Below are 25,082 nucleotides of genomic sequence, written 5' to 3'. Positions count from 1 at the left end.
CCCCGCGCAGCGACCGCCGGCAGGCTCCGGGCGGTGCGAAGATGAACCGGAGCGGAGCCGCCGTGGAGCGGCCCGGGCAGATCCGTGGAGGTGCGGTGCAGGAACCGGTCGAGACCTGGGACCCTTCGGCGGCGGGCGTACTGCGACTGCCGTCGGGCCGGCTGATCCGGGGGAGGGGGCTGAGCCGGCCGCTCCCCGCGGGCCCCACGCCCACCTTCGCCCTGTACCTCCTGGGCCGTGAACCGTCCGCCGTCGACTGGGAGTCGCGCTGGATCCGCTGGCCCGACTTCCGGCTGCCTGCCGACCGCGCCGCCGCGGCGGGCGCCCTGCGCGAGGCATGGGAACGCGCGGCGGGCGAGCGCGTCGAGGTCGCCTGCCACGGCGGCCGCGGCCGCACCGGCACGGCTCTCGCCTGTCTCGCGGTGCTGGACGGAGTGCCGGGAGCCGAGGCAGTCGGGTACGTCCGCGAGCGCTACGACCCGCACGCCGTGGAGACCCCCTGGCAGCGCCGCTTCGTCCGGCGCTTCCCGTAGTACGGTGCTCCGCCTTCGGGCCGGCTTCGCCCACAGCGTCCACCGGCCCGTCCGGGCGACAGCGCCCCGGCCGTCCTTCATGCCGTGCCCAGCCACCCCCGTGACCGCAGTTCGGCGAGGAACCGCCCGTACGAAGCGTCGAGTGCGGCCCGCTCCGCCTCCACCGGATCGACCGTCCGCCCCGCGCCCGCCATGGCTGCCACGGCTGTGGAGAGGTCCGGGTGGAGCGTGCCCGATGCGGCCAGCAGGGCCGCTCCGAAGGCTGTCTCGGCCCGTTCCGCCACGCTCAGCGGCCTGTTGAGGACGGTCGCCCGGATGCGGTTCCACACGGCGCTGCGGCTGCCGCCGCCCGCCGCGTACAGCGGGCCCCGCACCTCGATCCCCAGCGCCTGCACCCGCTCCACGGCCAGCCGCTCCAGGAAGGCCACCCCCTCCAGCACTGCCCGGTGCTCGTCCGCCTCGTCCTGCGGCGTACCGACGCGGAAGCCGCGTGCCGCGCCGGAGACGAAGGGGAACCGCTCGCCCTCGCGGCGCAGCGGGTAGACCAGACAGCCGGCCGGACCCCGTGCCTCCGCCGACGCGTCCAGACCGGGCAGCCGGGCCGCGTCCACCCCGGCGACGGCTTCGCCGCCCGTGTTCGACGCACCGCCCGGCAGCCACCAGCCGTCCGGATGGCGATGGCTGTAGACCGCGCCCGCCGGGTCGGTGACCAACTCGCGGGTCACGCCCTTGAGTACGTACGTCGTCCCCAGCACGCCGACGAACCGGCCCGGGTCGACCGCGCCGGTGGCGATCTGGCCCGCACAGCCGTCCGTCATCCCGAGCCGGACCTCGCAGCCGACGGGCAGCCCGGTGTCGGCGGCGGCCCGTGCCGACACCGCTCCGCTCCGCGTGCCGGGGGCCTGGACGACGGGCAGCAGCCGGGAGGACACATCGAACGCGTCGAAGACCTCGGTGGCCCACTCGCCCGCGCGCGGGTCGTAACCGGACTTCAGCGCATGGCTCCAGTCGGTGGCCACCGGATGGCCGGTGAGCCTGAGGCCGAGCAGGTCAGGGGTGTGCAGCACCAGCTGGCCCGGGAGGGCCCGGGCCGCGTACCCCACCAGCTTCCCCAGCGCCGCCGTCGGCCCGACGGTCAGCCCCAGCGCCCGCCAGCGGGTCGCGCCCAGCTCCTGGGCGCGGGCGTTGACGCCGGCGGCGCTCCGGTCGTCGTACATCAGGGCCGGTCCGGCCGGCTCCCCGTCAGGACCGGCCAGCACCAGGGTCCCCGAGGTGGCGGACACGGCGACGGCGGCCACCTCACGGCCACCGCCGGGCAGCGCGCCGGTCGCCTGCCGCAGGGCGGCCGCCGTCGCGGGCCACCAGGACCGGGCGTCCTGCTCGCTGCGGCCGCCCTCGCCGCGCTCCGGCGGGGCGATCGGGGCCCGCCCCTCGGCGAGGACCCGGCCATGGGCGTCGGCGCACACCACCCGCACCGCGGCGGTGGCCACATCGACGCCCGCGACGACGGGCACGGGCGCGGGCCGGGCACCTGGGGCGGAACTCATCTGCGGAGGGGGTCCTCTCTTGTGGCGAGGGCGAGGGCGAGGGCGAGGGCGAGGGCGACTGCGCGGACGCGGTCAGGTCGCGGGCGCGGTGAGCGGTTCGTCGCCGGTGGCCTCGTGCAGGGACTTGCCCTGCTGGATGGCCTCCTCCGAGGCCTTCGGCAGCCTCAGGAAGAGCGTCAGGACAGCGGCGACGACATACAGACCGGCGAAGATCAGGACCACCCCGTCCCGGCCCAGCGGGCCGAGGAAGAGCGACACGATCGCTGGACCGACGAAGGCGGCCCCGCCCGCGCCCAGGTTGAGCAGGGCCATCGCACCGCCCTTGTTCCCGGGTGCCAGCGACGGCATCAGCGCGGAGATGGGCACGAACCCGGCGAGCGTGGCGCCGTAGACCATGCCGACACCGACCGCGACCCAGTAGTTCCCGGTCAGCAGCTTCGGCACGAAGTACAGCGCGAGGACGCTCAGCGCACAGCCCACCGCACCGAACCAGCCGATGGTGGTGCGCCAGCCGATCCGGTCGCTGACCACGCCGAAGAGCAGGTTGAAGAAGATGTTGGTGGCGAACATGATCGACAGCAGCCGCAGCCAGTCGCCGTCCGTGAAGCCCATCTCGTCGGTGAAGAACGCGGGCAGGATCACCCAGAGGCCGAACTGCGGTGCGGTGTTGATGATGCGGACGACGCAGCCGATGGTGACCTTCGGATGGGTCCAGGCGATGGAGAGGCTGCGGGTCAGCGACTGGACGGGCCGGACCCCGGTTGGTGCCAGCCGCGAGAAGCCGGTCCGTTCGCGGACCCCCAGGAGACAGAAGGCCCCGCCCACCGCGATCACGCCGAGCGCGATCCACAGCGTGCCGAACTTGCCGAACAGCGGGTTGGTGACGGACGCGGTGAGTGAGCCGAGTGTCGGGAGCCCGCCCGTGAAGGCGAAGTAGAACCAGCCGACGGCCGCCCCCAGCCTGGCCACCGGCGCGGTCGCGGTCACCCACACCAGGAACGAGAAGGCGAAGAGCGGATAGCCGAAGCCGCGCAGCCCGTAGAAGACCAGCATCAGCGGGTAGTTGCCCTGCGCGGCGCCGAGCGAGAGGAACAGCACGTCGAAGACGATCCAGACGGTCAGCCCGATCTGCATCACCCGGCGCGGCCCCCACAGCTCGGACAGCGCTCCCGACAGCCAGGAGGCGAGCATGACGGTTACGCCGTAGGCCGTGATCACATAGCTCGCACGGACTTCGCTGCCGGCGCCGTTGGCCTTGATGAACGGAGCGATGAACCCGGACTCGACCCCGTCGCCGATCATGAAGATCAGAACCCCGATGAAGCCGAACAGGAGCGGCCGGGGGATACCGGCGCGGTCCCAGACCGTTCCCGTACGTGCGGGGGTGCTTGCGGCGGTGCTGCGCATAGCTCGTGCCTCCACAGTGAGGTGTCATCGGCCCACGGGCGTACCAGCCCCGACGAGAACGCATCATGACCTCTGTGAAATTAACACGCAATACTTTAATAAGCCCTGCTGTCAGCCCGTAGCCGCGACTCTGACATCCGTCCGCTCCCGCAGCGCGGCCAGCAGCTCCGCGTCCACCCGGTCGTCCACCACGAGGTGGTCGAAGTCCTCCACCGGGCCGAGCCGGTGGAGCGCAGTCCTGGCCAGCTTCGTGCGGTCCATCAGCAGGACCTTGCGGGTGCCCGAAGCCAGCATCGCCCGCTTGACCAGCACCACGTCCTGCTCCTGGTGGTACGTCATCCGGGCGTCCATCGCCGACGTGGAGACCAGCACCATGTCCACCGAGAGGGCTTCGACGGCCTCCAGACAGGCGACGCCCAGGAAGGAGTCATGAGGGTGCGAGTACTCCCCGCCCAGCGATATCAGCCGTATCCCGTCCCGGCCCGCGAACAGGTCGATGACCCGCCTCGCATTGGTCACCACCGTCAGCGGCGCCAGCTCCACCAGCAGCGCGGCCAGCGCGAGCGCGGTCGTGGAGTCGTCCAGCATCACCGACATCCCCGGTTCGACCAGCTCGGCCGCGGTCTTCGCGACGGCCTCCTTCTCGGTGGTGTTGACACCGAGCCGGTAGTCGAGACTGGACTCGAAGACGGTCGAGGGCAGCGCGGACACCCCGCCTCTGAACCGGCGCAGCACCCCGCGCCTGGCCAGCTCGTCCAGGTCCCGGTGCACGGTCATCAGGCTCACGCCCGTGAGCTCCGCCAGCTCGGCGCCGCTCGCGGTCCCGTTCGACAGGACGTGTTCCGTGATGATCTGCCTGCGGGCCTGGGCGCCGGTCGTCGTCATACGGCCAAGTCTCGCGTACCGCCCGGAGGGGCCGGCCGGGTGGGGACGTTCAGCGACCGGAGGGCGGTACGGGCGCCGCTCACCCCGATCTCCGTCACGGCCGCGTTGTCGAGCCGGGGGAACACCAGCCGGTAGCGGCCCACCGGAATGCCCAGCATCGAACAGAGGGCCATGCGGAGCAGGGTGTTGTGCGCCACCACCAGGACCGTGGCCCCCCGGTGGCGCCGGGCCAGACCGCGCAGCGCCTGCGACGCACGGGCCGCGGCGGCCGACGGCGCCTCGGAACCGGGAAAGGCCCCGGACTCCGCGTCCTCGTGGAACCGCCGCACCGCCTCGGGGTCCTCGGCCGTCATCTCCGCGATGGTGCGGCCCTCGCCCCAGCCGAAGTCCACCTCGCGGAGCTCATCGACCACCTCGGGCTCCGCGCCGAGCGCCCGCGCGGCCGGACGGGCGGTCAGGAGGGCCCGGCTGACCGGTGAGCTGGCCACCGCGTCGATGCCCCGCCGTCGCGCCCAGCCCGCGAGGTCCTCCGCCTGCTGCACCCCCTTCGCGGTCAGCGCCACATCGGAGACCCCCGCGTACCGGTTCTCCGCGTGCCACTGCGTCTCACCGTGCCGTACCAGCAGCAGTCGGGCCTCCATCGGATCTCGCTCCCTCGCAGCGGGTGCCACCGGCCCGGGACGGTGGCACCCGGGACCGTGTCGGCCCATTGATTCTTCAAAACGATGATGTTAAATCTATCAACGCCCATGATAGTGATGCAGCGGCCGGGCAGGTGCGCACCGCTGACGCACGTGCCCCCGTGACCCGAAGAAGGGCCAGCCCATGCGCATCCTCGCCGCCGGTGACCACTTCGTCCTCCCCGATCTGCTCCGTACCGCGCTGCGCGAAGAGCTCGGCGCCGGGGAGGGGCCGGGCGGCGTGCAGATCGGCGAACTCACCCTGCCCTGGCCGCACGAGCCCTTCGGTCCGGTCGGCGATGTCCACGAGGCAAGCGGCACCGAGGAGCAGATGATCGAGGCCCTCGACGGCGCAGCCCTCTGCGTCACCCAGATGGCCCCGTTCACCGAGCGGGTCTTCGCCGCCTGCCCCGAGCTGCGGATGGTGGCCGTCTCCCGGGGCGGCCCGGTCAACGTCGACCTCGGCGCCGCCACCCGGCACGGCGTGGCCGTCTCCTTCGCACCGGGACGCAACGCCCCGGCGGCAGCGGAGTTCGCCGTCGGCCTGATGCTGACCGCCATGCGCCGGATCACCACAGCCGACGCCGAGCTGAGGCGCGGCACGTGGCGCGGTGACTTCTACGCGTACGACGAAGCGGGCACCGAACTCGACGGCGCGACCGTCGGCCTCGTGGGGTACGGGGCCATCGGCCGGATCGTCGCCCGCGTCCTGCGCGCCTTCGGCGCCCACGTCCTCGTCGCCGACCCGTACACGGATCCCGTCGCAGCCCGCGCCGACGGCGTCGAACCGGTTACCCTCGACCAACTCCTCGCGCGCAGCGGTGTGGTGAGCCTGCACGCCCGGCTCACGCCCGAGACCCACCACCTCATCGACGCCGAGAAGCTCAAGCTGCTCCCCGACGGCGCGGTGCTCGTCAACTCCGCCCGCGGCGGCCTCCTCGACTACGCTCCGCTGCCCGGCCTGCTGAGGAGCGGCCGCATCGGGGCCCTCGCCCTCGACGTCTACGACATCGAACCACCGCCCGCAGACTGGCAGTTGCACACCGCACCGAACGTCGTCACCGCCCCGCACCTGGCGGGGGCGACCCGGCAGACCGCGCACCGCGCCGCCGCGATCACCGCCGCCGAGGCGGGCCGTTTCGTACGCGGCGAGAAGCTGGCCCACCCCGCCAACCCCGAGGTCCAGGAGGCCGCGCGGCCATGAGCGTGATCATCGGCGTGGACATCGGCACCTCCTTCACCAAGGCCGTCGCCTTCGACAGCGAAGGACAGCCACTGGCCACCGCGGCCCGCCGCAGCCACCTGGAACGACTGCCCGGCAGCCGGGTCGAGCAGGACCTGGACGACGTCGTCCGTACGGTCGCCGACGTCGTACGGGAGACCGCCGCCGCACTTCCCGCACCACCCACCGCGCTCGCCCTCACCGGCCAGGGCGACGGACTGTGGCTGCGCGACGGGCAGGGCCGTGCGGTCCGTCCGCCCATCTCCTGGATGGACGGCCGCGCCGCCGACCGCGTCGCGCGATGGCTGGCGGACGGCACCGTGCAGCAGGTGTACGCGCGGACCGGCTCCGGCATGTTCCCGGGCTGCCACGCCCCGCTCCTCGCCCACCTCCAGGAACACGAGCCGCAGAGCCTCCGCGACGCGGCCGTCGCGGGCTACTGCGTGGACGCCGTCGCCCAGCGCCTCACCGGCCGGATCAGTGTGGACGCGTCCGACGCGACGCTGCCGTTCCTCGACCCGGTGCACCGCACGTACGCGCACGAAGCGCTCGCCGCCTGCGGAATCGAGAGCCAGGCCCATCTGCTGGCCACCCCCGCGGAACCCGGCACCGTCCTGAGCCTCGACGTACAGGGGGCCTCGCTCCTGGACCTGCCCGTGGGACTGCCGCTCACCTCGGGCCCGTACGATCTGCCCGCCTGTGCCATCGGCAGCGGCGTACGGGAGGTGGGCGACGGCCTGCTGATCGTCGGCACCACCCTCGCCTGCCAGGTTCTCACCGACCGCGCCGGAACGGACGGTTGCGCCGAACCGGCCGGCATGTCGCTCTGCACGCCCGACCCCGGACGCTGGCTGCGTTCCATGCCCGCCATGGTCGGTACTGCCGCCCTCGAATGGATTCTCACCCTCACCGGCACGGCCACCGCCGACCTCGGGGCCCTGCTCGCCGACAGCCCGCCCGGCGCCCGCGGCGTCACGGCGCTCCCCTTCCTCTCCGACGCGGGGGAGCGCGCCCCCTTCGTCGACCCGCAGGCCCGCGGCCAGTTGAACGGACTCACCCTCGCGCACACCCGCGCCGACGCGGTCCGCGCCATGTGCGAGGCCATCGGCTACGCCGCGCGCCACTGCCTGGAGGCCGCCGGTCTCTCCGGCACGCTCGCCGCCTGCGGCGGCGGCACCCGGTCCGGCCCGTGGACCCAGCTCTTCGCCGACATCCTGGGGCGGGAGGTCCGCGTCCCGGTGGAGAGCGAGGTGGGGGCGCTCGGCGCGGTCCGGGTGGCACGCCGGTTCCTCGGCGAACCGCCCGGTACGAAGGCGCAGTTGTTCCACACCGTGGAGCCGCGGGAGGAATCCCGCGAAATCTACGAGGACGGCTACGCCGCCTACCGCACCGCACTGACTTCGGCGCGCGCACAGTGGGGCGGGACGACGGCCGTACGGCAGAAGACCGCGGCGAGCATCGCGTAGGGCCGCTGCCGTGAGTCCTGTTCCGGACCTACTCAGCCGACTTACCAGACAGTAGCCTCAACGGAGTTCTCCGCCCTCTCTGTTGGAGGCTCCATGCGCGTTTCCCTGTTCAGACCCGCCAGGCTCGCACTGACCGCGACGCTCCTCGCCGCCGTCGCGCTGCTGGGGTTCTCCGCCCCGGCCTCCGCCACTGGATCCGCCGCACCGCGCTACTACCTGGCGCTCGGTGACTCACTGGCCGCCGGATACCAGACGCTGCCCGGCGGTGGCCACGTCACCGGTCGCGGCTATGCCCAGGACATCGCCCGGACGCTGTCGGCGCGTGCCGCCGACGCCGGGCGGCCCTTCGACTTCGTCGGACTCGGGTGCCCGGGCGAGACCACCGGTTCCATGATCGACGGCCCCTGCCCGTACCCGCATCCTTACGCCGGCTCGCAGTTGGCCGAAGCCGAGAGCTTCCTCCGGCTCCACCACGACGACCAGGTGGTGGTGACCCTGGACATAGGCGCCAACGACGTCGACGGCTGCCTGACGAACGGAAACGTCGACCTCGGGTGCGCCGTGTCGGGTGTCGGGAAAGTGGGTTCGGGCCTCGACACCATCCTTGACCGGCTCAAGGCGGCGGCCGGCCCGCAGACCCGGATCGTCGGCATGAACCTCTACGACCCCTTCCTGGCAGCATGGTTGACGGGTACCCGGGGGAAGACCGCGGCGACTCTCTCCGTACCGCTGGCCGACACGCTCAACGCCACGATCGGGCTCGTCGACGCGGCTCACGGAGTTCCGACCGCCGACGTGGCATCGGCGTTCCGTACCAACTCCTTCCTCCCGCTGGCGCCACTGGACGGAAAGCAGGTACCGCTGAACGTGGCGCGCATCCTGCAGTGGACGAACATGGCGCGGGGCGACATCCATGCCAACGACACCGGTTACCAGGCCATCGCCGACACGTTCCTGAAGAAGATCTGACGCACCGCGGCGGATCCGCCGGCCCTCGGCGCACCCGCGCGCCGCGGGGCGGCCACCGCCAGGAAGGCGGCCGCCCCGCGCCGGACCGGACCGGTGCTGGGGCCCTGAGGGTCTGGAGCCCTGAGGTCCAGGGCTCCGGTTCAGGCGAACAGGCGCTCCAGGACGACCGCTATGCCGTCGTCCTCGTTCGACAGGGTCACCTCGTCAGCGGCGGCGATGAGTTCCGGATGGGCGTTGGCCATGGCCACCCCGTGTCCGGAGCGGCGGAACATCGGCAGGTCGTTGGGCATGTCGCCGAACGCGATCGTCCGTACCGGGTCATGGCCCAACACCCCGGCGGCCAGGGCGATTCCGGTGCCCTTGTCCACCCCGTACGGCGCCAGCTCCACCGTGCCGGGCCCCGCCATCGTGACGGTGACCAGATCGCCCACGACGGTTCGGGCGACGGCCGCCAGCGCGTCGTCCGACAGCAGCGGGTGACGTATGAGGACCTTGATGACCGGCCTGGACCAGAGCTCCGAGCGCTGCCCGACCCGCAGGACGGGCAGCGCGGGGTGCGGCATCAGATATCCCGGCTCTGCCAGCGTCCGGCCGTCGGCCCCGTCCTGATCCACCGCGGCGAAGACCGGTCCCGTCTCCGCCTCGATCTTGCCGAGCGCGGTGTCGGCCGATTCGCGGTCGAGGGTCACCGAACTCAGCATGCGGGCCGTCCCGGTGTCGTACAGCTGCGTGCCCTGGCCGCTGACCACGGGCCCGCGGTAGTCCAGAGCGCTGAGCAGTCCCAGGACGCCGGGGAGGGACCGTCCGGTGACGATCAGATGCCTGGCCCCGGCCGATGCGGCCAGGGCCAGCGCGGCGCGGGACCGGGGGCTCACGGTGTCACCGCGGCGCAGCAGGGTGCCGTCCAGGTCGGTGGCGACGATGTCGTATGCGGGTGTGGTGGGCATGACGTCAGCCTAGGGAGATCCTTTTCCGTCCCGACCACGCGGTGCGGCTACCCGCGCCGGGCCGGTGGCCGCGACTCAGCCGGCCGTCCAGTCGGCATTCGCGCCGCACAGCACCACGCACGGCAGCTCTCCGGGCACCCGGCCGGCCAGCCATGCGGCGAAGGACGCGGCAGCCGCGGGCTCCACGGCGATCCGGCACTCCTCCCACAGGCGGTCACGGGCCCGCAGGATCTCCTCGTCGCTGACGAGCACCGACTCCACGCCATGGGCAGAGACGATGCCGAACGCCGCCTCACCGATCTGCGAGGCACCCAGCGCCGACGAAGCGACCGAGTCCACCGGGGAGTTCACCGGCTTCCCCGCCGCGAGCGCGTCGTGCAGGGAGCGGCAGCCCTCGGGTTCGACCGCCACCACGTGCCGCCCGCCCGCAGCGAGAGCCGTACCGGCGGTGAGACCGCCGCCGCCCGCGGCGACGGCGAAAGCGTCCGTGGCGGGGACATCGGCCACCACTTCGGCCGCCAGTGTGCCCTGCCCCGCGACGACCGCCGGATCGTCGTACGGGTGAAGGAACCGGTGGCCGGGCTGCGCGGCGGCCTGCTGCGCTGCCGAGGCGGCCTCGGCGAACGTGGCGCCGTGCCGTACGAGGCGGGCGCCGGCCTCCTCGATGCGCCGGGCCTTCGCCTCCGGGGCCGTCTCGGGCAGGTAGACGGTCGCCGGGAGACCGAGCAGTGCGGCCGCGGTGGCGACCGCGAGGCCGTGATTGCCACCGGAAGCGGCGACGACGTGGTCGTCCGACGCCGAGTCCAGCATCGCGTTCACCGCCCCGCGCAGCTTGAACGAACCGCTGCGCTGGAGGTACTCCAGTTTCAGGATGACGCGGCGTCCGTCGATCTCCAGGTCCAGCAGCGGCGTACGGCGGACATGGGGGCGGATTCTGTCTGCGGCGGCAGCGACGTCGGTGGCCGAGAGCGTCGGGATCTGGTTCATGTTCCCCATCCTCGCCAGGCCGGACGGGCGACGGCAAACAGGGCTGCCGCATCCCGGGCCTTCGCCGCAGCCGGCGGGCGCCCTACGCGGTGACTGCCGGGCCCCGGTCCGTCGCGAGCTTCACGGCCAGTGCGCCGAGGACGGTCCCCATGAGATACCGCTGGACCCGCAGCCACACCGGGCGCCGGGCGAGAAAGACGGCGATGGTCCCCGCGGCCAGGGCGATGGCCAGGTTCACGGCAAGGCTGACGGCGATCTGAATGCCGCCCAGTACGAACCCCTGGAGGAGGACGTGCCCCGCGCGGAGGTCGATGAACTGCGGGATGAGCGAGAGGTACATGATGGCGATCTTCGGATTGAGCAGATTCGTCACGAGCCCCATGGTGAAGAGGCGCCGGGAGGAGTCGGGCGGCAGCTCCTGAGGAGCGAAGACCGACGTACCCCCGGGGCGCAGGGCCTTCCAGGCGAGCCATCCCAGGTAGGCGGCCCCGGCGAGTTTCACGGCCAGATACAGCTCGGGGACGGCCAGGAACACGAGGGAGAGCCCGAGGTTGGCCGCGCTGAGATAGACGAGAAAGCCGACGGCCACGCCGGCCAGCGATGTCACTCCGGCGCGGCGGCCCTGAGTGATGCTGCGGGAGACGAGGTACATCATGTTGGGGCCCGGAGTGAGCACCATGCCGAGCGACACCGCTGATACGCCGAGGACGGCGTGTGTTCCGATCATGGAGCAATAGTCGGTGGAACCGGTCTACGGCACCAGTGACCATCCTCCGATGCGCAGAGGCGGCGCGTCCGCGGCTGCCGGGCCCCACCTGTTCGTGGGGCCCGGTCATCGGAACTCCCCTGTACTGGAAGCCGGTTCAGCCCGGTGCGCTCAGCCGCCGAGGATGTCCGCGAAGGCGAGCGGGCCCTGGGTCACACCGCTGCAGGTGGGCGACGCGGCCGTGGCGACGGAGCCGCAGGACTGGTCCCGGTTGACCGACCAGTACGAGAGCCGCCCCACGCCGTTGCTGGTTGCCCAGCTCTTCACCGTCGAGGCGTCGGCCGTCGAGAAGACCGAACCGTCGTCGTTCACGCCGATCATGGGCGTGATGCCGAGATTGGTGTAGGTGTAGCCCGGGTCGACCGACTGCATCTGGGCGAGGGTGGCCTTCCCCGCGCTGATCGCGGCCTGGCCCATGTCCTGTGAGCCCTGGTAGTAGTCCATCGTCATGATGTTCACGACGTCGATCTTGACGCCCGCGTCCTTGGCGGCCTTGAGGATGTTGACGCCGTCGGCGGTGAGGCCGTTGGGCAGCACGGGCAGCGTGACCGAGAAGGTCAGGCCCGGGTTCGCCGCCTTGAGTGTCTTCATCGCGCTCATGTTGCGTGCCGCCGCAGCGGTGTCCGCGATGGCGCCGCCCTCGATGTCGAAGTCGAGTGAGCTGGGCCCGTACGAGTCGATGATCTTCTGGTACCCGGCGTTGATGGCGCTCTGGTCCGTACAGCTCCAGGCGAGCGGCAGCCCCGCGGCACCGCCCGAGGACACGATGACCGATGCGCCCTCGGACTTGGCCTTGCTGATCAGCGGGTCGGTGTACGAGTCGTCGCCCACCGGCAGCGTGTCCCCCCAGATCTGGTTGCATCCGGAGCCGATGACGAATCCGGCGGTGAACGTCTTGACGCCGTGCTGGGTGATCGCTGTGTCCAGCAGCCCTTCCTGGGAATTGGACATGTCGGTGTACGGCGCGAAGCTGCCGGCCGCCTGAACGCTCACCGGTGTCGCCGAAGCGGGACCAGCGGTCAGGGCGGCTCCGGCTGCGGCCAGCCCGGCAGCCGCGAGCACGGCGGCGGTCCGGGAGGCGGAGATCCTTCGACGTGACGTGGTGGGGGGACGTCGACGCATGGTCCGGTCCTTTCGATGACAGTGGGGGGACGTCATCAAGGTGCAGTGGGCCGGAGTAGCAAGGGGTCGGCCTGGGCGACAACTTGACGGCGTGCAGACATGAGATTGGACTAGACCAAGAGGGCTGTCAAGGCTGTACTCCGAAGTCACGGGCTGGTGCGCGGAGAAGATGGCGGGGCTTGGGTGACGTGCGTTGAAGTGCCCTCGCGGAGCGGGGCCTTGGTGCTCGCCGGGCCGTACGGCTGATGCCTGCGGGTGCCCTCTGTGTGCGCCTCGGGTCCGGAGGTCCGGGGGTGGAGCCGGCGCGGAGGGGGAGGGGGGCGGTGCTCGTCCGTGCCGGCGGGTTGGCGAACATCACACGTCGACATACCTACTCAATTCGGACAAAGTCCCCAAAGTGTCGGATGTGCAGGCCTCGGATGCCTCTACGGTTGCTGTGATCCAGGAACGGGAATCCGCGTCGGCCCGCACAGCGGGCAGGCCCCCGTCCGGCAACCTTCTCTGCAGGCCACACCCCGGATCCGGGCTGTCCGCCGCAGGTCGGACCGCCGGCGGGACTCCACCGAAGCAGCGGTAGACCGGCCTTCCGGCCCGGTTGTGCGAGGTCAGGCGAGACGGGCTTCGACTCACCGCGGGAACAGGACATACCCTCATGCACCGATCACGCATACCGGCCTGCGCGCGGCGCGGACTCGCCGCCTCCGTGGCAGCCGGGGCGCTGCTCACCCCGCTCGCCGGAGCGACCACGGCCTCCGCCAGTACCGCAGAGGCACCAAAGGGCGCCACCGGCTCCGCGAGCGCTGCCGTGGGCGGCTCGAAGGTCGTCTGCACCTCGAAGAAGCCCGGCCTGGCTCCGGAGCTGACGCACGACATAGCCGGCGCGCTCAAGGGCCGCAAGGACGCGTCGGCGCTGGCCGTCTACGACCGCACGACCAAGACCAGCTGTGAGTTCAAGGCCGGTACGCATTTCGACTCGGCGAGCGTGGTCAAGGTCACAGTGCTGGGAACGCTGCTGCGGGAGGCCGAGGAGTCGCACCGCAAGCTGACCGCGCGCGAGGTGAAACTGACCACGGCGATGATCACGAAGTCCGACAACGACGCCACCTCCGCGCTCTGGCGTCAGCTGGGAGTGACCCGCGTCAAGCACTTCCTCGCTCTCGCGAAGATGCGGCACACCGTCCCGGGCGCCGGCGGATCGTGGGGCCTCACCCAGATCACCGCGGCCGACCAGCTCACGCTGATGCAGCTCCTCTCGACGGAGAATTCCGTACTGAACCAGACCTCGCGCGGCTATGCCCTGGGTCTGATGGCAAAGGTCGAAACCGACCAGAAGTGGGGTGTGCCCGCGGGGGCACCGGCCACCGCCACGACGCATGTCAAGAACGGCTGGCTGTCCCGTGCGACCGGCGGCTGGCGGGTGCACAGTGTCGGCTTCTTCACCGGGCACGGCCACGACTACGGCATGACGGTTCTGTCCGGCGGAAACCGGACGATGGCGTACGGCATCGACACCATCGAGGGTGCTGCCCGTGTCATCCACCGCGATCTGAACGGAAAGGTCGGGGCGGCGAGCAGCTGAGCGGCCTACGTGATGGCGTCCTGCGAAGCGGCCGGGTGGAGACGGACCGGCAGGGTCTGATGACCGTTACTGATCAGTGAGGCCACTGGGGCCAATTGCCCTACGGGTACGGCGAGTTCGGCACCGGGGAAGCGGTCGAACAGCTGCTGGAGGGCGGTGGCGACCTCAAGACGGGCCAGCGGTGCGCCGAGGCAGAAGTGGACGCCATGGCCGAAGGCGAGATGCTCCGGTGAGGTACGGGTGGCGTCGAAGGTGTCGGCGTGCTCGCCGTGCCATGCGGGGTGGCGGTTGGCTGCGGCGTACGAGGCGAGGATCGCTTCGCCCCGGCCGATCGTCCGGCCGCCGGGCAGGGCGATGTCGCGTACGGCGTAACGCAGCGGCAGATGCTTGACCGCTGGTTCCATGCGCAGCGTCTCTTCGACGACGTCGGGCCAGGACGCTTTCCCGGAGCGGACATGGGCCAGCTGGGCGGGATCGGTCAGCAGTGCGGTGATGGCCTGGTCGATCAGGTTGACGGTCGTCTCGTAGCCGGCGCTGATCATCAGCAGGAGGGTGTCGCGGAGTTCCCGTTCGGAGAGCGCCGACCCGTCGCCCTCGTCGTCCCGTGCGGCGATGAGCAGGGATGTCATGTCGTCGCCCGGCTGAGCCCGTTTCGCTGCGACGAGGTCGTCCAGAACCTCGTAGAGCAGGCCGGTGTTGGCGGTGGCCTGCTCGATGGAGAGGGTGGTGTCGAAGACACCGTTCACGACCGCCCGGAACCCGTCGCTGCGATCACTGGGCAGCCCCATCAGATGGCTGATGACGCGGATGGGCAGCGGGTGGGCGAGGTGCGCGCGGAGGTCGACCGGTTGCCCGGGCTCCGTCTTCTCCGTTTCCTCCAGGGCGTCGACCAGCTCGGAGGCCAGCTCTTCGACGCGTTGCTTCAGCGCGGTGATCCGGCGGGCGCTGAACGCGGGGGCGACCAGCCGCCGCAGTCTGCGGTGCTCGCTGCCGTAGGCGGTGAACATGTTCTCGACGGCGATCCACAGGGCGAGCGGCCAGGTCCGGACGACATCGGGGAACGAAGGCCAGTGCTGCCGGGCGTCCTTGGAGACGTCAGGGCTGGTCAGTAATTTCTTCAGCAGCACGGGGTCGGTGACGGCCCACGCCGTGACGCCGAGGATGTCGACGCGGGCGGCGGCGCCCTGCGCGCGGAGCGTGCGATGTTCGGAGTGCGATGCCGCGCCGGTGGGGTCGAGGGGGATGGGCTCGGATGCGGCGGGCTCGGGCTGGGCCACGGTGGAGTTCTCCATTCAGATCGGGACAGCGTCCGCGAAGTGAAGGCCATGGGGGGGAGGGGCGAGGGGGATTGAATTCTGTACGGAGCGGCTCGGTTCGCCGCTGTCGCCGGTACGGAAGCCTGACGGTCGGCGCCCCTGGGGAAGCCGGAGGAGGCGGATGACCGCTGGTGCTTGCCCCTACCCCGGCGACGGCGTGTCGACGCCCAGGGGCCCGCACCTGTGGGTGCGTGCAGGGCAGCCGCGCGCTCCCAGGTCACTCCTGTACCACCCCGTTCGGCGTCCACTCCTTGGAGTGACTGAGGTATCACGCTGTGTGGATCCGGGCAGATCGGGATCGCACACACGCACCGTCATGAAGGGATCCCCCGTATGAAGCCTCAGCCCCGTCCGCGCCGCGCCCTGCGCCGCATCGTCACCGCCGCCCTCGGCGCGGCAGCCCTCACACTGTCCTTCTCCGGTTCGGCCTCGGCCGCGGAGGGCGACTTCCTCTACGTCTTCCATGACCCGAGCGGCGCCCCGCACATCGGAGGCCTGGCCAATCCCTCCAGCCGGGAGTGCATCACGCTTCCCGAGGTGGCCCACGAGTGGTTCACGACCCCCGCCGACAGCCCGCGCAACTTCACCGATGCCACGGCGACTGTATTCACCGGCACCGACTGCCGGGGTGACCACTTCACCCTGCGTCCCCACGGAGGGCACGCCTCGGAGCGGCTGAAGCTGCGCTCGGTCGTCTTCTCCTGAGCCGCTGAGCTGCTGAGCCGCTGCTCCGCCCGCTCGGTTCCTCGTCCCGGGGAACCGAGCGGGCGGGGGTCGTTCCCGCGCCCGGGGAGGAATCCCGGCCCGCTTAGGTATGGTGGCAGTAATACCTATAGGGCAGGTCGAACTACGCGGTACGAAGCAATCCGTATCCGGGGGTGAGTGATCATGGCGGACGAGCTGGGGCATCCGAGCCTTGAGGAGATGGACCTCGGCAAGGTCCTGACGGCCCTTTCCGACCCGTTGCGCCGACGTGTCGTGACAGAGCTGATCGCCGAACCGGGGGATCCGGAACGTACCTGCGCGTCGTTCAACCTGCCGGTCACCAAGTCGACTTGCACCCATCACTTCCGGGTGCTGCGCGAGTCGGGCCTTGTCACGGATGTGGACTACGGAAACCGCCGCGGGGTGCGACTCAGGCGCCCGGAGGTCGAGCAGAGGTTTCCCGGCCTGCTGGGACTGCTGGCCCAGGAGACCGGGACCACCCGCGCGTCGGCGTGACGCCGCAGGCTCCGCTCGACGCGGGGGCCCTGTCCCAGGTCGTGTCCGGGCCCCGCGTTCAGCGGCCGATGCTCTTCGGCGTGCGGCGGCTCAGCCACTCCGAGGGCTTGCGGCGCGGAGGCCGGGCGATGATGTCGCCGCCGCGTGACCTCCCGGACAGTTGCACGCGCAGGGTGACGGGAGCGTCCGGGCCGGACGCCGGCCGGATCTTGATGTCGCCGCTGCTGCGTTCCAAGTCGTCCGTGTCGACCACGATGCCGGGCCGGGTCACCAGGGTCAGGTTTCCCCCGATGCGCAGGTCGACATCGATGTGCAGCTGGCTGTGGGTGATCACCGCGTTGCTGAAGTCCAGCTTCGCATCACCGAACATCAACCGGATTTCCATGCGACGTGGAACCAACCAGCGCCCGGTGCGGGTGACATCACCGAAACGCTGGTCGATCCGGACCAGATCCCGGGCCTGGGGAGGCATCCCTTCCGACGGCAGATCGGCGGTCAGCTCGGCCAGTTGTCCCAGGGTGCGGGCGGACAACGCGGCGTCCAGGCGCTCATCCAGCTCGGCCGCGGTGAGCCGCCCGTCGCCCGCGGCCACCTGGAGGATCTCCACGACCTGGTCCCGCTCCCGGTCGGAAGCCCGCAGCCCGGGTGTCGCGCCGCCCCCGGAAGAGCCATCGGTAGGCCTCGGTTCACCCATCATGCCCGCATTCTGGTGGATGGCCCGGAGTCCCGCAACACTGGGTGATGGCGGGTCATGGTGGGTGATGGCGACGTCCGGCGGTGTGGCTACGGGATGATCTTCTGCTTCCGGAACTCCTCAAAGACGCGGATGAACATCTGCTCGGTCTCGACGTACTCGTGGAAGCCGGCCCGACGTGACTTCGACGTGTCGGCGAACATGTCGTACTCCAGTCCGAACACGAAATCGCCGAAGTTCCAGCAGGAGACCTCGTCGTAGGAGTGGGCGAGACCGTACCGCGCTGACATCTCGTTCCACAGGGCCTCCTTGTCCGCCATGACGGTGGAGAGCGACATCTGCAGGGGCGGGGCGACGTCCATGTCGAAGTACGCGGCGATCCTGGGCCACATCTCGTCCCACCGGAACAGATCGCCGTTGGCGATATTGAACGCCTGGCCCTCTCCGCCCGTGTCGCTCGCCGCCCAGACGGTCGCCTTCGCGAGCAGGTTGGCGTCCGTCATCTCGAAGAGGCTGGTGTAGGCGCCGGGCTTCCCCGGGAACCGCAGGGGCAGACCGAGTTCCTTCGAGATGGACGCGTACACGGCGATGACCAGGGCCAGGTTCATCGGGTTTCCGAGAGCGGAGCTCCCCACCATGGAAGGCCGGATCGCGGACCACGTCCACGACGTGCCCTGGCTGCGGCGTTCCAGGAAGGACTGCTGGTCCACGTTGAACTCCGGCGGCATGTGTCCCGCGTCGCTCTCCCGGGCCGGCGTCTTGAACGGTCCGAGGTGCGCGCCGTAGACCTTGTAGCCCTGCATCAGGCTGATGTGCCGCAGGCCGGGCGCCACCGGCTCGACGGCATCAACGGAATTCACCAGCATGGCGAGGTTCGGGGGTACGAGCTCCGCCCAGGTCGGCCGGTCCTGGAATGCCGCGTAGAAGACGTGTGTCACTTCGGTCAGCCCGCCGAGTTTCTCCCGGGCGTCATCGGCGTCGAGCAGATCCACGGCGATGTAGCGGACCCGGTCGGTGTCCGTGCCTCCGCGCCGGGAAGCGCCGATGATCTCCCAGTCGTCGAGACCGCGGAGGTGCTGGATGGTGTCGCGACCGACCACTCCGTTCGCCCCGACGACCAGGGCGACTCTGCGTTCCGGATTCATGACTCTGCTCCTGGAGGGGCTCTGCTCCTGAACGGGGCTGCTTTTGAAGGGGACTTGTGCGCACCCGATTGGTACGACTGAATTCGTACCTGCGCAGTGAATCACGACTCAAGGTATGACGCAAGACGTACCTTGGGGGGTGGCCCGGGTCGGGCTCGTGCGGTTCGGAGGGCGGCGGCCCGCACCGTCACGCCGGTGTCGAGGGTGGTGAACGGGACCTGCACCGCCATCGGCTCATCTAGAGTTCCCAGGTCAGTCCTGTCACTTGATGACCTGAGAAGGAAGCACGGATTATGCCGACTGAGACGTTCGAGTTTCAGGTGGAAGCGCGCCAGCTTCTGCAGATGATGATCCACTCGATCTACTCGAACAAGGACGTGTTCCTGCGTGAACTCGTCTCCAACGCCTCCGACGCGCTCGACAAACTTCGCATCGAAGCCCTCCGCGACGACTCCCTCGGTGCGGACGTGTCCGATCTCCACATCGCCATAGAGCCGGACGAGAAGGCTCGTACGCTCACTGTGCGCGACAACGGCATCGGGATGTCGCACGACGAAGTGGTCCAGCTCATCGGCACGATCGCGAACTCGGGCACGGCCGCGTTCCTGCAGGAGCTCAAGGAGAAGACAGCGGAGGGCATCGCCGCCGCCGACGGACTGATCGGTCAGTTCGGGGTCGGTTTCTACTCCAGTTTCATGGTGGCCGACGAGGTCACCCTGCTGACCCGACGCGCGGGCGAGAGCCACGGCACCCGCTGGGTGTCGACCGGTGAGGGTACGTACACCATCGAGACCGTCGACGACGCCCCGCAGGGCACCGCGGTCACCCTCCGGCTCAAGCCGGAGGACTCCGAGGACCGCCTGTACGACTACGCCTCCCCGTGGAAGATCAGGGAGATCGTCAAGCGCTACTCGGACTTCATCACCTGGCCCGTCCGGCTGGTCACCGACTCCGCGGCCGCCGACGCGGGTGACGGCGGGACGGAGGCAGGTGCGGAGGCGGCTGCCGACGAGGGCGCCCCCGCCGGGCCCGAGACCCTCAACTCGATGAAGGCCCTCTGGGCACGCTCGCGCGACGAGGTCACGGACGACGAGTACCACGAGCTGTACAAGCACATCAGCCACGACTGGAACAGCCCCCTCGAAACCATCAGGCTGCAGGCGGAGGGCACCTTCGAGTACCAGGCGCTGCTGTTCATCCCGGCGCACGCACCGCAGGACCTCTTCACGCAGGGGTACAAGCGCGGAATCCAGCTGTACGTGAAACGCGTCTTCATCATGGACGACTGCGAAGCGCTGATGCCGCCGTATCTGCGCTTCGTCAAGGGTGTTGTCGACGCGCAGGACCTGTCGCTCAACGTGTCGCGCGAGATCCTCCAGCAGGACCGGCAGATCCAGCTGATGCACCGCCGTCTGGCGAAGAAGGTGCTGTCGACGGTCAAGGACATGATGTCCGGCGAGCCGGAGCGCTACGCGACGTTGTGGCGGGAGTTCGGGCGCGTCCTCAAGGAAGGGCTGCTGAGCGACTTCGAGAACCGCGACGCCCTCCTCGCTGTCTCCTCCTTCGCCACCACCCACAGCGCGGACGAGCCGACCACGCTGGCGCAGTACGTGGAACGCATGAAGGACGGTCAGGAGCACATCTTCTACCTCACGGGCGAGTCCCGTCAGGCCCTGGAGAGCTCTCCGCACATGGAGGCGTTCCGGGCGAAGGGCATCGAGGTCCTCCTGCTCACCGACCCCGTCGACGAGGTGTGGGTCGAAGCGGTGCCCGAGTTCGACGGCAAGCAGCTGCGGTCCGTCGCCAAGGGTGAGGTCGACCTCGGCACCGAGGAGGAGAAGAAGGAGGCCGGGACCGAGCGCGAGAAGCAGCAGCAGGAGTTCGAGGGCCTGCTCACCTGGATGACGGACCGGCTGAGCGAGAACGTCAAGGAGGTACGCCTCTCCTCGCGTCTCACCGTCTCACCTGCCTGCATCGTGTCGGACACCCATGATGTGACGCCCGCCCTGGAGAACATGTACCGCGCCATGGGCCAGGCCGTTCCCCACGTCAAGCGCATCCTCGAACTCAATCCGGGGCACCCCCTGGTCACCGGATTGAAGAAGGCGTACGCGGAACGGACGGACGACACCGCCCTCGGCGGCCTCGAAGAGGCGGCGGAGCTGCTCCACGGCATGGCGCTGCTCGCCGAGGGCGGCGAGCTGAGCGATCCGTCGCGCTTCGTCAAGCTGCTGGCCGACCGTCTGGAGCGCACCCTCTGACCGTTCCGGATCCGGTTCCGGTTGCGGTTCCGGTTCCGGTTCCGGGGGGAGCGTCCCGCCGCACTGCGCGGGACGCTCCCCCCGCTGGCCGCCAACCAGTCGCAAGGGCAGGCGCGTTCGCGTTCCAGAGGCTCCGGCCGCCCCGCATCACGGTGTCTCGAACGCCTGGGTGACGGCGAGGCTGTCTTCGTATACGTGGTGCCGGGTGACGAGGCCGCCCTCGACCGTGAGATGTAGCGCGAACCGAGCACGGTACGCGCGCCCGGTGGACTTGGCGGTCTGTCGGATCTCCCCGAGCACGACCGCGTCGCCGCCGTCGATGAGGATGCGCTCGATCTCGGTGGCCGCCGGCCCGGGAACATGGTGCTCGGCCAGTTCGCGATAGTGCGCTGCGGCGTCGGCGCGGGTGGACCGGTGGCGGATCCACGGTGTGGCCGTGCGCCCGTGCTCGGCCTCCGGCCAGTCCAGCTTCCAGTCGCCCTTCTCGGCGTACAGCTCGGCGATCCGCTCGGGGTCGCCCGCACCGATCCGGCGCAGCAGCTCCTCCACCACGTCGCGGGTGGTCGGGGGTATGGCTGTGGGCACGTGCGGTTCCTCTCCTGTGGGTCGTCGTACGTCAATTTCCGCTTCTGCGGGATCCGCATCGCGGTGCTGCGGGGATCATCATTCTCTGGGCCGTCGCAGCTGCCCGGCAATTACCTCTCGGGTAAGCGCCCGACCACGTGCCCCTGTCCGGCCGCGGGGCGCGGACCGACCGCAGGGACGGCCGCTGCAGTCCCGTCGCCGGACGGTGCAGGTGCGAAGCCGGTCCTCTGGGGTCCGGTTTCTCGGGGGTGGTGATTGGGGTGGCGGTTTTCCGGCATCAGTTGGCAGATTATTGGAAGTGCGACAGGCGCGGGATGCCGAGCATGGAGATGTGTCCAGGAATAAGTTGATCCCTCTGTTGTCTGTCGGCCATGCCTGTGTGGATGTGTACCAAGGGGCGGTAGCGGCGCTCGTGCCGTTCTTCGTCGCCGAGCGTGCCTACAGCTATGCCGCCGTGTCCGGGATCGTCCTCGCCGCGTCCCTGCTGTCGTCGGTGGCTCAGCCTGTGTTCGGTCTGCTCACCGACAAGTGGGCGATGCCGTGGCTGCTGCCGGTGAGCACGTTGCTCGGCGGGGTCGGGATCGCGCTCAGCGGTGTGAGTGATTCCTACAAGCTGACATTGGTGTTCGTGGCGCTCTCGGGGCTCGGTGTGGCGGCCTACCACCCCGAGTCGGCCCGTGTCGCGCGGCTGGCCAGTGGCGGCAGCCACAGCGGTATGGCGTGGTTCTCCCTCGGCGGCAATCTCGGGTTCGCGGTGGCGCCGCTCATGGTGTCGGCCGTCGTGGTCACCGGTGGCCTGCGGCTCTCGCCGCTGCTGGTGATTCCGGCCGTGGTCGGCAGTGTGCTCTGTCTGCCGGCGTTGCGGGCGCTGGGCAGGGCGGGGGCGGGTCGTGCCGCCGCGGCGGCGAAGGCCGGTCCTGATGACCGCACTTCGTTCGTGAAGCTCTCGCTCGTGGTGGTCTGCCGTTCCATCGTCTTCATCGGGCTGAGCACCTTCATCTCGCTCTATGCCAAGCAGCGCATGGGGGGCAGCACATCGGCGGGCACCGCCGCACTGTTCGTGCTCTACCTGGGCGGCGCGGTGGGTTCCGTGCTGGGCGGCAACCTGGCCAACCGGTGGGACCGGGTGACGGTGGCGCGCTGGTCCTATCTCGCGACGGCGGTCGCCGTGGCGGGGATCGTGGCGGTCCCGGGCCCGGTGCTCTATCTGTTCGTGGCGCTGGCCTCCGCCGGGCTCTATGTGCCGTTCTCGCTCCAGGTCACCCTCGGCCAGGACTACTTGCCTTCCCGGGTCGGCACGGCCAGCGGGATCACCCTCGGCCTGACCGTGAGCATCGGTGGTCTCGCCAGTCCGCTCATCGGCGCCGTCGCCGACGCGACGTCCCTTCGTACCGCGCTGGCTCCGCTGGTGGTGCTGCCGGTGGTGAGCTGGTTCCTGCTGCGCACCCTGCCCGAACCGGCCCTGCCCGCGCCGTCACTGACGGTGCCACAGACGGGAGACACCAAGGATGACGAACCTCTACCCGTCCAGCCCGATCGCCGATGAGCGCCTCTGCGACTCCGATCCCTGGCCGACCGTACCGTCGGACCATGGGCAGAGCCCGGTGGGCTCCTCGTCGCAGGAGATCTGCCCCCTGACCCAGTGGGGCTGCCGGGCGGCGCTGCGGGACCCCCAGTGGCGGCTGGTCTCCCATCACACCACCTCCGACGGGGAGATCGACTACTGCCGGTGCGTGTGCGACGCGATGGTAGTGCTGCGCCGGGGTGAACTGGAGGCCTTCATCGGGCCGTCCGACGCCCCCGATCCCCAGGGGCCTCAGCCGCACGCGTAGTCACCGCTGCGGCCCCTCTCGCAGGGCGGGCACCGGGCGCCCCCCTCGCCCGGTGCCCGCCCCACCCGCCCCGGTACCCCCCCCGCCCGTCGGCCGGGGTACCGGGGTCTGCGGTTCCGCCACGGGACGTTTCCGAAAACAGCCGGAACCAATGGGGTGTCATGGCCCGGGTGCCCTGCCCGGCAGGCCGATTTCAGTCCTGCGGCTGATGAAGAGTCGATGAACCGGTTGTGGATCTGTCTGCTTTCTTCGCGGCTCGTTCTGTATGTCGTGTCTGGTGGGCGGTGTTCTGGTGTCCGTTCCGGGGCAGTCCACTGGCACATTCCGGCCATGAGGCCAGATTTCATTCTGGTTACGATCTCAATTCGGTGCCTAATGTGTGAGCGGCCGTCGACGCTCGGACATCTCGCCGGACCGGCTGAGCGGGTGCGGGCGTGACTGGCCGGACGAGGGGGAAGCGTGCGCATGAATGTGTGCCCAGCAGACCGGAACCGGACGCAGGACGCGCAATCCAGTCACGAATCAGGTCACGAATCCAGTCATGGAAAGGGGAAGGAACGGATACTTCTGCGGTGCGGACTGCTGGGCCCTTTGCGTATCACGGCGGGTGCGTCGGAGCAGACTGTCACCGCTTCTCCGAAGATCCGTACCGTCCTGGCCATGCTGCTGGTCCACAGCGACCAGGTGGTCCCGGTTCCCACACTGATGCGGGAGTTGTGGCCCGAGTGCCCTCCTGCGAGTGCTCTGCGCACGCTCCAGACGTACGTGCTGAACTCCCGTAAACAGCTGTCCCTCGTCACCGGGTCCTCCGCGTACCGGATCACGCGTGAGGTGCTCGTCACGCAGACCGGGGGATACGTGTTCAAGAACGCCGCCGGAGAGCTCGACTGGCTGGAGTTCAGGCACCTGGTCGGCCAGGGCAAGAGTGCGATCAGAGAGGGGCAGGCGCACAAGGGGATCCAGATCCTCGACCGTGCGCTGCACCTGTGGCGGGGTGACGCGTTCGCCGATGTGCTGACCGGTCCGGTGCTGCGTTCACGGCGGCTGCTGATCGAGGAGTCCCGCCTCGACGCTGTTCAGGCGCTGGTGGAGGCCAAGATCGCCGTGGGCAGGTATCAGGAGACGATCGCGGAACTCGCCTCTCTCACCAGCGAGCATCCCTTCCACGAGGGTCTGCACGCCCAGTACATGCGGACCCTGGCGCTCAACGGCCGCCGTGTCCAGGCGTTGAAGGAGTTCAGCGGGCTGCGCGACCGGCTCGTGAACGAGATGGGCATCGAGCCGGGACATCCTCTGCAACAGTTGCAGCAGACGATACTCAACTCGCACGCCGACGGGACGCACGGTGCTGTCGGGGCATCGTCACCGACAGCGGGTTTCGGCGCCGGACAGCCGGTGCCCGGCGCATCCGGTGCATACGGCTCACGCCATCCAGCTGCATGAGCCCGGTGATCCGGCGTGGCGGGGCAGGCTCCGTAATGGCCGGCGACGGCTGAAGCCGGGGGCGCCCCGGCAGTCGGCCCTTACCTGCTTCTGTCACAGTCAGTGAAGTTCACCCTCTTGCTACGGTGCTGTCGCGGCCGGGTGTCCGGTCGTCTCCGGGACCCGGGGAAACCGGTCCGCGCGCCGACACGTTCGTGCGAGTTCTGCCCCTTCGCCCCGTCGGGCCTCTGCCCGGCGGGGCGAAGTGCTGCCCGGAGCGGGGGCGGGAAGTACCTGGTGGGCGACCGGCTCCGGACCGGTTGTGCGCGTGGCCGGTGCCTGGTGCGTCGCCCCGTTCCGTGGTGCCCAGCGGTGTCTAGGCCAGATCTCGAACGCTTCTTGTGTCACCTGTTGAGCGGCGTCGGTGAGGCTTGGGCACGAAAGAACGGAAGTCACTGTGTGTGGCGTCGTTGAGCCCCACTCCGGGATTTCTGAT

Annotated in this window: 23 protein-coding genes; 11 read left to right on the top strand and 12 right to left on the bottom strand. The window is 70.1% G+C overall.

All coding sequences use genetic code 11. From position 1 onward, the window contains the following. Window positions 1-41 precede the first annotated feature (41 nt). Window positions 42-533: a protein phosphatase gene (locus OG285_RS00345; RefSeq protein ID WP_371789762.1), complete on the top strand. Its 492-nt coding sequence runs from the start codon at window positions 42-44 to the stop codon at window positions 531-533. Window positions 534-610: 77 nt separating this feature from the next. On the opposite strand, the gene OG285_RS00340 is transcribed toward OG285_RS00345, so the two are convergent. The 4 genes from OG285_RS00340 to OG285_RS00325 form a co-directional block, all read right to left on the bottom strand. Next, a complete protein-coding gene (locus OG285_RS00340; RefSeq protein ID WP_371789761.1) occupies window positions 611-2,080 on the bottom strand; it encodes an FGGY-family carbohydrate kinase in 1,470 nt (489 codons plus the stop codon). Between the two features lie 72 nt (window positions 2,081-2,152). Continuing rightward, on the bottom strand, window positions 2,153-3,487 hold the full coding sequence (locus OG285_RS00335) for an MFS transporter (protein ID WP_356833014.1): 1,335 nt from the start codon (window positions 3,485-3,487) through the stop codon (window positions 2,153-2,155). Window positions 3,488-3,598: 111 nt separating this feature from the next. Next, complete coding sequence (locus tag OG285_RS00330; protein ID WP_356833017.1) at window positions 3,599-4,372, bottom strand: DeoR/GlpR family DNA-binding transcription regulator; 774 nt, start codon at window positions 4,370-4,372, stop codon at window positions 3,599-3,601. Continuing rightward, window positions 4,369-5,013: a histidine phosphatase family protein gene (locus tag OG285_RS00325; protein ID WP_371789760.1), complete on the bottom strand. Its 645-nt coding sequence runs from the start codon at window positions 5,011-5,013 to the stop codon at window positions 4,369-4,371. The genes OG285_RS00330 and OG285_RS00325 overlap by 4 nt, the downstream gene beginning before the upstream one ends. A 184-nt stretch (window positions 5,014-5,197) precedes the next feature. Here OG285_RS00325 and OG285_RS00320 point away from each other — a divergent pair, with 184 nt between their 5' ends. The 3 genes from OG285_RS00320 (at window position 5,198) to OG285_RS00310 (ending at window position 8,709) form a co-directional block, all read left to right on the top strand. Continuing rightward, window positions 5,198-6,256 (top strand): 2-hydroxyacid dehydrogenase, encoded by a 1,059-nt coding sequence (locus OG285_RS00320; protein ID WP_356833021.1) that lies wholly within the window; start codon window positions 5,198-5,200, stop codon window positions 6,254-6,256. Beyond that, on the top strand, window positions 6,253-7,740 hold the full coding sequence (locus OG285_RS00315; RefSeq protein WP_371789759.1) for an FGGY family carbohydrate kinase: 1,488 nt from the start codon (window positions 6,253-6,255) through the stop codon (window positions 7,738-7,740). Before OG285_RS00320 ends, OG285_RS00315 begins: the two co-directional genes overlap by 4 nt. Before the next feature lie 93 nt (window positions 7,741-7,833). Then, on the top strand, window positions 7,834-8,709 hold the full coding sequence (locus OG285_RS00310) for an SGNH/GDSL hydrolase family protein (protein ID WP_371789758.1): 876 nt from the start codon (window positions 7,834-7,836) through the stop codon (window positions 8,707-8,709). Between the two features lie 140 nt (window positions 8,710-8,849). On the opposite strand, the gene OG285_RS00305 is transcribed toward OG285_RS00310, so the two are convergent. The 4 genes from OG285_RS00305 to OG285_RS00290 form a co-directional block, all read right to left on the bottom strand. Then, window positions 8,850-9,656 carry an HAD family hydrolase gene (locus OG285_RS00305; protein WP_371789757.1) on the bottom strand — a complete coding sequence of 269 codons (807 nt, stop codon included), beginning with the start codon at window positions 9,654-9,656 and terminating at the stop codon, window positions 8,850-8,852. Between the two features lie 75 nt (window positions 9,657-9,731). Beyond that, window positions 9,732-10,643 (bottom strand): serine/threonine dehydratase, encoded by a 912-nt coding sequence (locus OG285_RS00300; protein WP_371789756.1) that lies wholly within the window; start codon window positions 10,641-10,643, stop codon window positions 9,732-9,734. An 82-nt stretch (window positions 10,644-10,725) separates the two neighbouring features. Continuing rightward, window positions 10,726-11,370, bottom strand: coding sequence for a LysE family translocator (locus OG285_RS00295; RefSeq protein ID WP_371789755.1), 645 nt, complete (start codon window positions 11,368-11,370; stop codon window positions 10,726-10,728). A gap of 150 nt (window positions 11,371-11,520) precedes the next feature. Continuing rightward, window positions 11,521-12,531 carry a chitinase gene (locus OG285_RS00290; RefSeq protein WP_371789754.1) on the bottom strand — a complete coding sequence of 337 codons (1,011 nt, stop codon included), beginning with the start codon at window positions 12,529-12,531 and terminating at the stop codon, window positions 11,521-11,523. Between the two features lie 652 nt (window positions 12,532-13,183). On the opposite strand from OG285_RS00290, the gene OG285_RS00285 reads away from it, so the two are divergent. Beyond that, the gene (locus OG285_RS00285; protein WP_371789753.1) at window positions 13,184-14,110 is read left to right on the top strand and encodes a serine hydrolase; all 927 of its coding nucleotides are present in this window, start codon (window positions 13,184-13,186) and stop codon (window positions 14,108-14,110) included. A 5-nt stretch (window positions 14,111-14,115) separates the two neighbouring features. Here OG285_RS00285 and OG285_RS00280 read toward each other — a convergent pair whose 3' ends face one another. Then, window positions 14,116-15,402 carry a cytochrome P450 gene (locus OG285_RS00280; RefSeq protein WP_371789752.1) on the bottom strand — a complete coding sequence of 429 codons (1,287 nt, stop codon included), beginning with the start codon at window positions 15,400-15,402 and terminating at the stop codon, window positions 14,116-14,118. A 357-nt stretch (window positions 15,403-15,759) separates the two neighbouring features. Here OG285_RS00280 and OG285_RS00275 point away from each other — a divergent pair, with 357 nt between their 5' ends. Beyond that, complete coding sequence (locus OG285_RS00275) at window positions 15,760-16,131, top strand: hypothetical protein (protein ID WP_356833039.1); 372 nt, start codon at window positions 15,760-15,762, stop codon at window positions 16,129-16,131. A gap of 183 nt (window positions 16,132-16,314) precedes the next feature. Then, window positions 16,315-16,647 (top strand): helix-turn-helix domain-containing protein, encoded by a 333-nt coding sequence (locus OG285_RS00270; protein ID WP_356833041.1) that lies wholly within the window; start codon window positions 16,315-16,317, stop codon window positions 16,645-16,647. 58 nt (window positions 16,648-16,705) lie between these two features. Here OG285_RS00270 and OG285_RS00265 read toward each other — a convergent pair whose 3' ends face one another. Beyond that, entirely contained in the window at window positions 16,706-17,341 is a 636-nt protein-coding gene (locus tag OG285_RS00265) for a DUF1707 domain-containing protein (RefSeq protein ID WP_371793422.1), read from the bottom strand. Window positions 17,342-17,430: 89 nt separating this feature from the next. Beyond that, window positions 17,431-18,486: an SDR family oxidoreductase gene (locus OG285_RS00260; protein ID WP_371789751.1), complete on the bottom strand. Its 1,056-nt coding sequence runs from the start codon at window positions 18,484-18,486 to the stop codon at window positions 17,431-17,433. Between the two features lie 293 nt (window positions 18,487-18,779). On the opposite strand from OG285_RS00260, the gene htpG reads away from it, so the two are divergent. Beyond that, complete coding sequence (gene htpG / locus OG285_RS00255) at window positions 18,780-20,747, top strand: molecular chaperone HtpG (RefSeq protein WP_371789750.1); 1,968 nt, start codon at window positions 18,780-18,782, stop codon at window positions 20,745-20,747. Between the two features lie 147 nt (window positions 20,748-20,894). Here the strand turns inward: htpG and OG285_RS00250 are convergent, their stop codons facing one another. Continuing rightward, the gene (locus tag OG285_RS00250; protein WP_356833093.1) at window positions 20,895-21,320 is read right to left on the bottom strand and encodes a nuclear transport factor 2 family protein; all 426 of its coding nucleotides are present in this window, start codon (window positions 21,318-21,320) and stop codon (window positions 20,895-20,897) included. Between the two features lie 343 nt (window positions 21,321-21,663). Here OG285_RS00250 and OG285_RS00245 point away from each other — a divergent pair, with 343 nt between their 5' ends. The 3 genes from OG285_RS00245 (at window position 21,664) to OG285_RS00235 (ending at window position 24,607) form a co-directional block, all read left to right on the top strand. Next, the gene (locus tag OG285_RS00245) at window positions 21,664-22,878 is read left to right on the top strand and encodes an MFS transporter (RefSeq protein ID WP_371789749.1); all 1,215 of its coding nucleotides are present in this window, start codon (window positions 21,664-21,666) and stop codon (window positions 22,876-22,878) included. Continuing rightward, entirely contained in the window at window positions 22,841-23,164 is a 324-nt protein-coding gene (locus OG285_RS00240; protein ID WP_356833051.1) for a hypothetical protein, read from the top strand. The genes OG285_RS00245 and OG285_RS00240 overlap by 38 nt, the downstream gene beginning before the upstream one ends. A 591-nt stretch (window positions 23,165-23,755) precedes the next feature. Then, on the top strand, window positions 23,756-24,607 hold the full coding sequence (locus OG285_RS00235; RefSeq protein WP_371789748.1) for a BTAD domain-containing putative transcriptional regulator: 852 nt from the start codon (window positions 23,756-23,758) through the stop codon (window positions 24,605-24,607). The last annotated feature ends 475 nt before the right edge of the window (window positions 24,608-25,082 follow it).

The organism is Streptomyces sp. NBC_01471 (genome assembly GCF_041438865.1).
Lineage (GTDB): Bacteria > Actinomycetota > Actinomycetes > Streptomycetales > Streptomycetaceae > Streptomyces.
This window is presented reverse-complemented; position numbering and strand designations above follow the sequence as displayed.